Origin of the sequence: Campylobacter novaezeelandiae, from assembly GCF_018968685.1 — a bacterium.
Taxonomy (GTDB): domain Bacteria; phylum Campylobacterota; class Campylobacteria; order Campylobacterales; family Campylobacteraceae; genus Campylobacter_D; species Campylobacter_D novaezeelandiae.
Genome location: NZ_CP076657.1, coordinates 493221 through 505432 on the forward strand (window position 1 = coordinate 493221; position 12212 = coordinate 505432).

The following is a 12212-nucleotide window of genomic DNA, read 5'->3' on the forward strand; positions in this document are numbered from 1 at the left end:
AGCAAAAAATACAAAAAATTGACGAAGAACACAAACAAAAAATACGAAAAATAAATGAAAAATTTAAAAAAGAAAAAGAGCAAAAAGACTTAGAAAAAATAGAAAGCTCTTATAAAGAAATATATGAAGAATACAAAAGCCTTTCTATAGATGAACAGGGTAAATTTTTGTATAATTTATCTTTAAACAATCAAGATGAATATGCAAAAGCGATAAGATTTATTCAAATTGCAGAAGAAAGCGTTAATATAGCCTTAAAATCAAAAAATAAAGATACTGCAGAAAGCAGAAGAAAAATTGCGTTAGAAATGGAACAAGAAATACAGGAAAGACATCCCAAAGCCTATGGTTTAATTATAAATACAATTCAATTTTTGGAAGATAATTATGATACAAATCTTTTTGAAAATCAATGTATTAAGTATTACAAAGAAGCTAGGAAATTAAAAACCATTAAATCTAAACAAAAAAGAATTGATTATATAAATGATTTAATAAAAGAAGTTGAAATAAATCCTAAAATTGATGAGAAATTTATTGATTTTTGGAAAAATAAATCAAAGAAATATAATAATTACATTTTAAGTTTAAGCTTCATGGAAAAAATAAAATCAGTATTTTTATGTTGTTTTTATTTTTCTACCGACAGAATTATCAAGAGAAATTAAAATTAATCTCTTGATTATTTTAATTTATAAAATAAGACTAATAATATAAATTAAGATTGATAAAGCATATTTTGAAAATGCCTAGCTATCATTTGAGCTCTTTGCAATATAATATTTGTTATATCGTCTTTATAAATACTTTTTAAGCTTTCATTGAAAAGCTCAAGCCAAATTTCAAAAAAATCCTTAGGAAAAGGTGGAAGTTCAAGATGTGCTTTAAGCGGTTGCCCTGTATAGTTTCCTTCACCTAAAAGCATACCCATCCAAAAATTTCCTATTTTCTTTTTATGTTCTTGCCAACTTTGATTATCTGTTCCTATGGCATTATTAAAAATAGGTCCTAATTTTTCGTTTTTTCTTATTTTGTCATAAAAAATATCCATAAGTTTTAAAATAGATTCTTGATCAATTGTTTCATAAGTCATTTTTTTCCTTTGTTAATTTTTTATGGTTAATATATCAGATTCAAATAATTTAAATATTAACTTATGTTAAATGAGAGGCAATGGAAGATTATTTAAATTTTTTACATAAGATAGGCAATATTAAAAGATATAAAAAAAATAATATTTTATTTTATGAAGATGAACAGGCTGAAAATTTTTTTATACTTTTGAAAGGAAAAGTGCGTGTTTACAAAAGCATAAATGATAAAGAAATGACCTTGCATCGTTTTTTGCCCACAAGTTTTATAGCTGAAATGCCAGCTTTTAAAAGATTGAAATATCCGGCTAATGCTGAGTTTGAAGAAGAGAGTGAGATTTTAGAAATTAATTTTGAGAAATTTTATAATTTATGTTTAGAAAATACAAAATTTAATTTTTTACTTATTGCTTCATTATTTGAAAAAATTAAAATTTTAGAAAAAAAACTTTTGCAGAATTCTTTGGGATTAAAAGAGAGAGTAATTTCTTATATTTTGGAAAATGAACAGAAATTGGATATAATGACTCAAAAGCAAATTTCACTTGATTTAAATGTTAGAGTAGAATCTTTATCTAGAATTTTAAAAGAATTTAAAAATAAGAATTTGTTAACAACTAACAAAGGTAAAATTACTATTTTAGATAAAGAAAAACTTATAAAAAATTTCAGCGAGTTATCTTAAGGAAGCTTTGATGGATTTTAATTTTTTATTGCACTATATTCCAGCTTTTGCACAAGCAGCTTTTCTTACCATAAAATTAAGTTTTTTTGGGATCGTTTTTTCTTTAATTATTGGAGTATTTTGTGTTGTAGCATCTTATTTTAGAATACGTATTTTTGAATATTTTTGTAATATCTATATAGAACTTGCAAGAAATACTCCTTTGCTTATACAACTGTTTTTTTTATATTATGCTTTACCAAAGCTAAATATACATTTAGAGCAAATGCCTATTTTAAATTTAATATGTCTTAGCGTTGATGAAAGCTTGCGTCCTGCTTTTGCTTGTGCTATAGCCGGTCTTAGTTTTTTAGGCGGTGCTTATATGGCAGAGAGTCTTAGGACGGGTTTTGAAGCTATAAAAAAGAGACAATTTGAAGCAGGACTTTCTTTAGGATTTACATCTTTTCAAAATTTAAGATATGTTATTTTTCCTCAAGCTTTAGCCATTTCTATGCCAAGTATCAGTGCAAATATGATTTTTTTAATTAAAGAAACATCTGTTGTAAGCATTATAGCTTTGCCAGATTTAGTAAATTTAATGAAAGGTTTAAATTCGCTTACTTATAAGACAGATGAGCTTTTGTTTATGCTATTTTTGGGATATTTGTGTATCATTTTACCTTTATCTTTAATTTTATCTTATATTGAAAAAAGGCTAAGACATGCTTGATCTTTTAAATCAAGATACTTTTTTAAGATTGGCACAAGGACTTTTTGTTACGCTTGAAATTTCTGTTATTAGTATTATCATGACCTCATTGGGCGGTCTTGTATTAGGAATTTTAATGGTTCTTAAAAATCCTTATATTTATGCATTTTGTCGTTTTGGTTTAGAATTTATACGCGTAATGCCATTACTCGTTTGGCTTTTTATTATTTATTTTGGATTTTCAAGATGGCTTGGTATTGATTTAGATAGCACAACTTCTACTATTATTGTTTTTAGTATTTGGGGAAGTTTTGAAATGATGGATTTAGTGCGTTCATCTTTGCAAAGTATTCCTAAACACCAATACGAAAGTGCCGCATCTTTAGGTTTAAATTCTTTGCAAAGCTTTATTTATATTATTATACCGCAAGCCCTTAGAAGATTAACACCTGTAAGTATGAATTTGCTAACGCGTATGGTAAAAAGTACTACTTTTGCTTATTTGATCGGAAGTGTTGAGCTTGTTAAGGTTGGACAACAAATTATAGAATTTCATAATAAAAATGATTTTGCTCCTTTTATAATTTATGGATTAATTTTTATTATATATTTTATAATTTGCTACCCTGTTTCTTTGTATTCTAGAATTTTAGAAAAAAAATGGAGTTAATGTGAGTATTTTAAAAATAGAAAATTTACAAAAATATTATGGTAATCATCATGCTTTAAAAAATATCAATTTGGAATTAAAGCAAAAGGAAACTCTTGTTATTTTAGGTCCTAGTGGATGCGGAAAATCAACTTTATTGCGTTGTATTAATGGGCTTGAAGAAATTGCTGATGGAAGTATTTATATCGATAAAGAAAAAATAACAAAAGATTTTAAAGACTGGACAAGAATTCGTCAAAAAGTAGGAATGGTTTTTCAATCTTATGAGCTTTTTGAACATTTAAGTGTAAGAGAAAATATACTTTTAGGTCCTACAAAAGTTCAAAAAAGAAACAAAGAAGAAGTTCTAGAAGAGGCAAAAAAATGGCTTGAAAAAGTTGGTTTATCTCATAAGATTGATGCTTATCCAAGAGAATTAAGCGGTGGACAAAAGCAGCGTATAGCTATAGTTAGAAGTTTATGTATGAATCCTGAATTAATGCTTTTTGATGAGGTTACAGCAGCTCTTGATCCTGAAATAGTACGTGAGGTTCTAGAGGTAATGCTTAATCTAGCAAGAGAGGGTATGACCATGATTATAGTAACTCATGAAATGGGCTTTGCTAAAGGGGTGGCCGATCGAATAGTTTTTATGGATAATGGCACTATAGTAGAAGAAAATACTCCTGATATATTTTTTAAAAATCCTAATACAGATAGAGCTAAAAAATTTCTTAATCTATTTAGTTATAATAAGGATTTTTAAATGAAAGTATTTATTATCAATTTATAAAGATCAACCTAAAAACGTATTAACTTAGAAAAACAAATTTCTAATTTATCCCGCCCCTCATAAAAGAAAAATTAGAATTTAATTTTTTAAAGCTATTGATGTAAATTATATGAGCATTTAAAATTTAAAAACATTTTACTTTTCTTGCCTATTTATATGGAGGTGGAGCATTGATGAGCGAGTCTGAAAAGGCTTGTTTTGCAAGTCATTATTTATTATGGCAAGAATGTGTAAGGCTTAATGAAAAAATACTAATCTTAGAAGATGATATAGTTTTTAACAAAGAATTTATAGAACATCTTAATGAAATTTTAAGTCTAGATTATGAAATGTTAAGATTTAATTATCAAGAAAATAAAATAGCATATAGGGTTGATAAAAATGTCGCTTTAGTATTAAAAAATAATCTTTTTTAGCTTCTCTTATATTATAAATCCAAAAGGAGCTAAAAAACTTTTAGAAAATGCTAAAATTTGGTTCGCACCTGTTGATTATTATTTAGATATGTATTATTTTTATAAAATTTATAATTTGATGTATATGAAAAATCTATTTAGCTTTCAGGCTCAAGCAGGTTCAAATATACAAAAAACGTCCTTTAAAAATTATTATAATTCAAAAAATAACCAGACCTTTATCTAAATTTTTTCTCATCTTTATAGATATATTTTTGTATTTTTTGTAAATCCTAAAAAAGAATTTAAAAATAATCCATTTTTTGAAAAAGCTAAAAAATAAAAATTTTTAACTTATCTTAAATTTAAGATAAGTTAAATAGGACTTTTAAGTTTTCTTTTAAAAAAAGCTAATATGATTAAAGCAAAAGTAAAAATAATAAAAAAATATAGAAATTTAGGCACAGGTATAGGATCGCCACTTGCATATGAATGAAGCCCTGATAAATAAAAATTAACACCAAAATAGGTCATTAAAATGGAATAAAAACCTAAAATACTAGCACTTGCAAAAACAAAAGGTGAATTAAGTTTTGGTATAAGTCTTAAATGTAAGATTATGGTATAAATGATAATAGAAATTAAAGCCCATGTTTCTTTAGAATCCCACCCCCAGTATCTTCCCCAGCTTTCATTTGCCCAAACTCCACCTAAAAAATTTCCTATAGTAAGCAAAGCAAGTGCTATAATCATAGCCATTTCATTGATGCAATGAATGTTTAAAATACTTTGATCAATTTGTGGTTTTTGAGAATTTCTTAAAATAAATAAAACTAAACTAAAAACCCCCAAAAAGAAACAAAAAGCTAAAAATCCATAACTTGCAGTAATAATAGAAACGTGAATATTTAGCCAATAAGATTTTAAAACAGGAACTAAGTTTGTAATTTGTGGATCCATAAAGCCAAGATGAGCCACAAATAAAGAAATTCCAGCCATAATATTTGCAACACAAAGAGATAAAATTGATTTTTTGTAAAACATAAATCCGCAGATTATACAAGCTAAAGCTATATAAATCATACTTTCATAGGCATTACTCCAAGGAGCGTGATCTCCTATATACCATCTTAAAATTAATGCAAAAATATGCACCAAAATAGCCAGTAGTGTTAAAAATACAATAATTTTTTTAAGGGTATTGAAAATATTTTTATTTTTTAAAATTTCATAAAAAATTAATACAAATAGCAAAATTCCAAAACTAAGATAAATATAGCCTAAATTTTTAAAGAAATCAAAATGATTTAGAAAAATTTCCATTTTTATTTTTAAAGGAGAAGGTAAAAGTTTTTCTCCGTAATATTCTTGAAATTTTTTGATATTTATTAAAGATTCATTGGCTCGTGTGAAATTATTATCTTCTAAGGCGGTATTAAAATTTAAAAAATAATTATACATTAGATTTTGTATCATTTGAATGTCTTTAAATTTAAAAGGCATATTTGTAGCAGGCGAATACCAAGTTGTAGTATTAAAGCTAGGATCTGGAAAAATTCTAAAAATTTCTCCGCTATATATATAAAATGCTAGATTAATCTTTTCGTCTAAAGCTAAAATATCTTTGTCAAATTGCGTTCTAAGATTTGGTTTTTTTCGGTTTGCTTCTTGAACATAATTTATGATTTTATAAAAATTTCCATCAAAAGTATCATTATAAGATGCATATTTTTCTTCATTGTTAATTCCTAAAATCTGCTTAAGTTTATCTGTTTTTATAGGAATCATCTTAACTTGTTTAAAGTATTTTGGATAAATCATCATTCCTAAAAATATTTGATTATAATTTAATCCTAAAAAAGAATTTCTTTTCGTGATTTTATGGATAAAATTCATAGCCAAAGTATCTATGGGCTTAATCCTTCCATCAAAATCTTGCACTAATAAACTTGAAAATATTTTAGAATGTTCATTAGAATTTTGTTTAATGCTTTTTATAGTATTGATAATGCTATCTTTTTCTTCATTAGCAAAGGAAAAATTTTGCAAAGATAAAAGTAAAATACAAAATAAAAATAAATTTTTTTGATTTTTAAGATAAGAACTAAGTTTTAAAAATCTTGAATTTTTATCAAATATTACCCATAAAAAACCTATAATAAGTAAGGTATAACCTATATAAGTTGGAATTTTACCCGGATCTTTATTGACTGAGAGTATAGTTCCTTTCTCATCTTCATCGTATGAGGATTGAAAAAAACGATAACCTCCATAATCTAAAACATTATTCATAAAAATTTTATATTCAAAATTTTGATTGTTATCATTAACTATAATATCTGAAGCATAAGATGAAGGGCTCATGGATCCTGCATAACGTTCTAATATAAATTGATTTAATGTTAAAGAAAATGGTAATTGAATTTCTTTTGGACCCAAATTAAGGGCAAAAATTTTATCGGCTAATCTAAAAGGAATTACATTTTCATTGTTATAATTGCTAAGAAGTAAAATATCTTTTGAATCACCTTTATAATTTATATTAAATTCTATAATAGGAAGACTTTCTTTATCTTGTGCTTTAGTGTAACTTTTAAGTTTTATATTGACTTTATTGTCCTTTAAATTTATATCTTGTTCAAAGTGATTTTTAAATAAAGGATGTAAATTTATAGGAAAAGAAAAATATTCTATCACTTTTCCTATGTCATTATAGACCATAAAAGAAAGAATTTCATCTCTTGTTATTAAGATATTTGATTTTTCACCTTCTCTTATATGCATTCCTCCTTCTAAGCCAAAATATCTAGTTATCCCAGCACCAATAAGTATCATGATAAAGGAACAATGCAAAAGCAAAATAGCGTATTTTTTTCTAGGTATAAATTTATAAATTACTATTACGCCTATTAAATTAACGATTAGTATTAAATGAAGTAAGTCAAACCATAAGGCATTATAAATTAATGCTTTAGCTACGTTGGTTCCAAAATCATTTTCTATAAAGGTTGCAACAGCACACGCAAACGCGTAAAGAAAAAGTAAAATAATGCTCATCCATAATGAAAAAAATATTTTTTTAAACATTATTTTCCCTATAAGCTAAAAATAGCTTTTTTAAAAGTTCATCTTCTGTTAAATTTTGATTTTCTTTTAAAATATCCATGGTTAAAGCAAGCCTTTTTGCGCCCATTAATCCAGGATAATTAAGCAACATTTTTCCAGAGGAGTTAAAAAATATTAAAGTTGGGGTTGATTGAATATCATAGTTTTGTATAAGATCTTGTGTTGTTTGTTTTTGTTTGTTGATATTATGGATTTTTTGATAGCTTATATTGATATAGTAAGAGTTATAATCTTTTCTTAGCTTATCTTGTAATTTTTTGTCCTCTTTGATTTCTTCTTTTAATTTATTGCAATATTTGCAGTTATTGGAACTAAATATAATAAATGTCGGTTTTTTATCATCAAAAATAATATTTTGATTGTCTTTAAAAAAAATAGCAATTTCTTTATAAGAATTTATATCTAATGAATTTGAATGTTCGAGTTGCTCTTTACTTAATGCTGAGTTATTGCTTAATATATTCTTATTAATTTGTTCATCATTGCAAGCATATAAAAATAAAATAAATAATCCACATAATATTTTTTTAATCAATTTTTATCCTTTTTAAAGTGCCTAAAATAGGCACTTATTTTAATAGTTCTATAATGAAAGCATAAATCATTAAAAACAAAAATATCATTCCTGTAATTAACATTGCATAGCCAATTATTTTTGCTATACCTTTGTAAGAGTTAAATTTGGAATTTTTCTCCTTAAGTGTTTCTAATTTTCCGCTTTCTATTAAACGTTTATAATAATTATTTCTTTCTTGTCTGATTTCGCTTTCACTTTGAACTCCTGAAAATATAACCATATCCATAGGGAAACGATCGGCTCTAAAATGAGTATTGAAAAAGTGTATTGCAAAGATAAATCCTGTTGCAAGTAAAGCTTCATCTGAGTGAATTAATGCGCAAAGATTTATCATCCATCCAGGTAAAATTAGGGTAAAAAATGTTGGAAACCATAATACTAATCCAGAAAATCCTATTACAAACATACCCCAAAATACTGCCAAATAATCAAATTTTTCCCAGTAAGTCCAACGATCAAATTGAGGTCTTTCTCCTTTGCCAAAAAACCATTTAAAATGTGCTTTCATGTCTTTAAAATCTTGTAAATTTGGCATTAAAGAATCAGGCCCAAAAAGAGCTTTGAAAATTTTCTTTTTATCTAATTTTCCTGTATTAGGATCACGTACTAAATCTCTTCTTTTCCAATTAACTAAAATAATTTCCCCAATATGAGAGAAAAAGACCATAAACATTATAATGGCGCTGATATGATGTATAAGTGTTGCATTAAGAGGTCCGCCCATTAGATTAATCATAGTTTGTGCCCAAGGAGCTGTATAAAATTTTTGTGGTAGACCAGAAAAAGCGAGTCCTAGAAAACTTGCAGCCATAAAGAAATGTTGTATTTTATGAAATGTTGAAAAGCGTTTGATCAAAATCTTATCATTATGGGCATTTTCTTTTGCTTTTTTCCATGTAATAGGATTTTTAATTCTTGCAATGATCAATCTTATACTCCAAAGCAGAGTGTGAAGTCCAAAAAATGCAAAAACTCCCACAACTAGACAAGTCATAAATATATAAGCTGTGTTTAATAGTGGAAAATTATTTCTATCATTATGATCAGCATGTGCTATAAAATTTGCAAAATTTTCATTTGAATTTGGATGACACTCCATACAAGTTTTAACACGATTTATAGGTGATAAAGTCGAATTTAAGTCATTTACTTTTAAGATATTATGCTTTCCATGACAATCAAAACAAGCAGCCACTTTAGGAGCACTTCCTGGGGTGTTTAAAAACATAGCTTTTCCATGAAAAGTATCATGATAACGATCTTGTTTATCTTGATGACATTCTCCGCACTTAAAATCGCTTCTTTGTTTTAAGGTCATAAGATCAAAAACATTATTATTGTTAGTATGGATTTCGTGACAAGTTGTGCAAGTTGGTTTTTTCTTTTCTTTGCCATCTTTGCCAAGTGCCATTTGGCTTATATTTTGATGGATGCTATGTTTAAATTCTTTATTAGCTTCTTTATGACAAGTAGCACAGTTATTATTTATAAGATCTAAATTTGCAGCGTTGTAATATTCAATTTTCTTTTGATTTTCACCTTTTCCATGACAATCTCTACAGCTTGGCAAATCTCCAAAATACATTCTTGAATGAATGCTATCTTTAAAATCTTTTATATCTTTTGCATTTTGCCATTTTTCTATTTGTTCTTTTTGAACCTTTCTTCCTGATATAACCCATGATTCAATACCATCAAGCATAACGTAAATATTTTTATAACCTATTTTTTTACTTAAATTCGCAAGACTTGAGGCATTATAAGTAAAGCGATTTGAACCATAAAAAATTAAAGTAGCATTAAAGTCGTTTGGTAGCAAATTTTGCCAGTTTTCGGCATTGACTAAGATTGCATTAGGAATATAACCTGCATTTTCTCTTTCTTCTTCTGAATTAACATCTATGAAATATATATCTTTTTTATTTAAAAGTTTTTCAGCATCTGCCATACTAATTGGAGTGATGCCATCTATAATACCAATTTGCATTTTTCCATCAGCATAAGCTAGCTGTGCAAAAAACATAAAAAAACTAAGAATAATAAATTTGATCAAGCTTTTTTTCAAGATTAGCTCCTTAAAATTTGCTCCAAAAAAGGAGCAAGAAAATTATTTGAGAATATTTTTAGCTTCTTGTATATAAACTAAAGCTTCATCAACTATTTTTTTGGAATAAACCGGTCCATGAACTCCCCAAGAACCATCTTTTTGTATTTTTTCTGCTATTTCTTTTGCCTGATTAGCTAAAGAAATAACTTTTGATTTTTTCTCAACAGAGAGTTTAGGATTTTCAGCCATTTTTTTATCTATATCTTTAATACCCTTTAAGATATTTTCATAGCCATCTTTTACAGGTTTTTGCCAGCCTACAACAATGTCATAAATCATTTCTTGATTTGTAAAGTGTAGTTTTTTAGGCAAATTTGACTGCACTGCACTATGACAACCGCTAGCACCAGGACCCATTAAATTTGGATCACTAAAACTTGTGCGACCGCAACTCCACATTAGATCAAGAAAAAATCTTCCATCATTATCTCTTGCTATAGTCCATCCGGGTGTTTTTGGAGATCTTTCTTTTCCTTCTGGTGGGTTTAATGTTTTTGCTTCTTTATCAACTTTTATTTTCCAAATATGTGAAGCTCTAACATTGTCAAATCCACCTTTATCAGGATTTTGAACCACTCCAAAATTTTCACAACTCATCATATTTGGCATATGACATGCGGTGCAATTATCTTTTGAATGAATTCCGCCTTGTTTAAAGAATCCTGCTTGCGTATCATGACAATCTGCACAAGTTTTTTTAAGTCCAACTTTCGTATAACCATCTTTCCAGTTATTATAAGTCACTTCATGCGGATCATGACAAGTTGAACATCTCATACCTTTATCATAGTGAGCAGAGCTATACATTTGAGCTCCTTCTGTTCCACATGCTGGACAGCTAGATTTAAAAAAGGCATTAAATGGTTTTCTTAGATTTTTCTTTGCATCTTCTTGATCATAAGAAAATCTTTGATGACATCTTTCACAATTTGATGGCATACCAGCTCCCCTAGCTCCATAAAGATGGGCACCAGCTCCATGACATTCTTCGCAAGAAATTCCTTTAGAGATTGTATGCTTTCTTAATTCTTGTGGATTGCCTAAAGCTTTATAAAATTCTTCTTTATTTTTAAAATCAAATTTAAAAGAGTGGCATGTTTCACAGTATGAACTTGCTGGTTGGAAAAGCATATTTTTTCCATAGCTTGCAGCATAAGAATTTGTTCCCCATACTTTTGATCCATTTCCTCCAAATTCTTCTAAAGTGGTTGGAAATCCTGGCGAAAATTCAGCAATTTTTTTAGTCATTTCTGGGGTTAAAAACTCGCTCCATAATCTTGAAAATTGATTTCCTCCCGCTACTATTTTTCCAGTCATATTGCTTAAATTTCCATCCTCAACATGATAAGTTCCACGCACCAACCATTTATCAATAAACCCATATTTAGTTCTTGGTGTTCCAATTACTGCATAAACATCATCAGGATAAATTCCTAATGGTAAAATTGTAGAAGGAGAGTTGTACATAGGTTTTTTTAGATCATTATTTACTTCTTCAAACTCATCTGGAAAACGGACACTTTTTGCATGGCGAGATCTCTCCCATGCCTTATATTGAGCAGGGTGGCATTCTCCACATTTTTTAGGGCCTACAAATTTATTTGGAATATCTAAAAATGATTCCATTCCTAGACGGTATGTTATAGAGGTATTAGAAAGATGGTTTTGTTCTGCAAATGTAGGGCCATTTGAAAATTCTACATATTCTTCTTCTCTATCACTTATAGCATATTTTCCAACTATACGACCTTCCTTTTCATATTTGAACATAGGATGATTTTCTTTTAAATATTTAAAAAAAGCATCTTCTTGATGAATATAACCTTCAAGCGTTCTTGGTGTTGTATTGCCATCTTGCGCCGCTTGTCCTTGAATGAGAACGTTTGGATTTTGCCTTGCATTTAATGTATTATTTCCTAAAAATAAAACTAATGCAGTAATACCTAATATAAGTTTATTCATAAGTATAACCTTGCGATTGGAAATTTAAGTAAAACAATTAATTAATAGCAATAGATAATTTTTATTAACTATTTGTTAACTTATATTTGAAATTTATTATAAATAAACTTAAAATATATTTAAAATAATATATAAA

The 12212-nt window shown here is 27.4% G+C and carries 10 protein-coding genes and 1 pseudogene; 6 read left to right on the plus strand and 5 right to left on the minus strand.

From position 1 onward, the window contains the following. Window positions 1-107: 107 nt before the first annotated feature. Window positions 108-566: pseudogene (locus tag CNZW441b_RS02600) on the plus strand (hypothetical protein); the annotation flags it as partial. 152 nt (window positions 567-718) lie between these two features. On the opposite strand, the gene CNZW441b_RS02605 reads toward CNZW441b_RS02600, so the two are convergent. Then, window positions 719-1093 carry a group III truncated hemoglobin gene (locus CNZW441b_RS02605; RefSeq protein ID WP_131163616.1) on the minus strand — a complete coding sequence of 125 codons (375 nt, stop codon included), beginning with the start codon at window positions 1091-1093 and terminating at the stop codon, window positions 719-721. An 80-nt stretch (window positions 1094-1173) separates the two neighbouring features. Between CNZW441b_RS02605 and CNZW441b_RS02610 the strand changes: the two genes are divergently transcribed. From CNZW441b_RS02610 to CNZW441b_RS02630, 5 genes are all read left to right on the plus strand, one after another. Further along, entirely contained in the window at window positions 1174-1776 is a 603-nt protein-coding gene (locus CNZW441b_RS02610) for a Crp/Fnr family transcriptional regulator (protein WP_131186514.1), read from the plus strand. Between the two features lie 10 nt (window positions 1777-1786). Further along, window positions 1787-2488 (plus strand): amino acid ABC transporter permease, encoded by a 702-nt coding sequence (locus CNZW441b_RS02615; protein WP_131166338.1) that lies wholly within the window; start codon window positions 1787-1789, stop codon window positions 2486-2488. Continuing rightward, window positions 2481-3137 (plus strand): amino acid ABC transporter permease, encoded by a 657-nt coding sequence (locus CNZW441b_RS02620; RefSeq protein ID WP_131166337.1) that lies wholly within the window; start codon window positions 2481-2483, stop codon window positions 3135-3137. Before CNZW441b_RS02615 ends, CNZW441b_RS02620 begins: the two co-directional genes overlap by 8 nt. Window position 3138: 1 nt before the next feature. After that, window positions 3139-3882: an amino acid ABC transporter ATP-binding protein gene (locus CNZW441b_RS02625; protein ID WP_131163612.1), complete on the plus strand. Its 744-nt coding sequence runs from the start codon at window positions 3139-3141 to the stop codon at window positions 3880-3882. 200 nt (window positions 3883-4082) lie between these two features. Next, on the plus strand, window positions 4083-4325 hold the full coding sequence (locus tag CNZW441b_RS02630) for a glycosyltransferase family 25 protein (RefSeq protein ID WP_131166336.1): 243 nt from the start codon (window positions 4083-4085) through the stop codon (window positions 4323-4325). 354 nt (window positions 4326-4679) lie between these two features. On the opposite strand, the gene CNZW441b_RS02635 is transcribed toward CNZW441b_RS02630, so the two are convergent. Genes CNZW441b_RS02635 through CNZW441b_RS02650 form a run of 4 tightly spaced genes read right to left on the minus strand, consistent with a single transcriptional unit; the run spans window position 4680 to window position 11884 of the window. Further along, a complete protein-coding gene (locus tag CNZW441b_RS02635; protein WP_131166335.1) occupies window positions 4680-7391 on the minus strand; it encodes a cytochrome c biogenesis protein in 2712 nt (903 codons plus the stop codon). Next, window positions 7384-7965: a SoxW family protein gene (locus tag CNZW441b_RS02640; protein ID WP_131166334.1), complete on the minus strand. Its 582-nt coding sequence runs from the start codon at window positions 7963-7965 to the stop codon at window positions 7384-7386. Before CNZW441b_RS02640 ends, CNZW441b_RS02635 begins: the two co-directional genes overlap by 8 nt. A gap of 34 nt (window positions 7966-7999) precedes the next feature. Next, window positions 8000-10072, minus strand: coding sequence for a rhodanese-like domain-containing protein (locus CNZW441b_RS02645; protein ID WP_131166333.1), 2073 nt, complete (start codon window positions 10070-10072; stop codon window positions 8000-8002). A gap of 42 nt (window positions 10073-10114) precedes the next feature. Beyond that, on the minus strand, window positions 10115-11884 hold the full coding sequence (locus CNZW441b_RS02650) for a cytochrome c3 family protein (RefSeq protein WP_131166351.1): 1770 nt from the start codon (window positions 11882-11884) through the stop codon (window positions 10115-10117). Window positions 11885-12212 lie beyond the last annotated feature (328 nt).

Coding starts and splice junctions, on each gene's coding strand:
- CNZW441b_RS02605 (WP_131163616.1), bottom strand. CDS start 1,093: ATGACTTATGAAACAATTGATCAAGAATCTATTTTAAAACTTATGGAT.
- CNZW441b_RS02610 (WP_131186514.1), top strand. CDS start 1,174: ATGGAAGATTATTTAAATTTTTTACATAAGATAGGCAATATTAAAAGA.
- CNZW441b_RS02615 (WP_131166338.1), top strand. CDS start 1,787: ATGGATTTTAATTTTTTATTGCACTATATTCCAGCTTTTGCACAAGCA.
- CNZW441b_RS02620 (WP_131166337.1), top strand. CDS start 2,481: ATGCTTGATCTTTTAAATCAAGATACTTTTTTAAGATTGGCACAAGGA.
- CNZW441b_RS02630 (WP_131166336.1), top strand. CDS start 4,083: ATGAGCGAGTCTGAAAAGGCTTGTTTTGCAAGTCATTATTTATTATGG.
- CNZW441b_RS02635 (WP_131166335.1), bottom strand. CDS start 7,391: ATGTTTAAAAAAATATTTTTTTCATTATGGATGAGCATTATTTTACTT.
- CNZW441b_RS02650 (WP_131166351.1), bottom strand. CDS start 11,884: ATGTTCAAATATGAAAAGGAAGGTCGTATAGTTGGAAAATATGCTATA.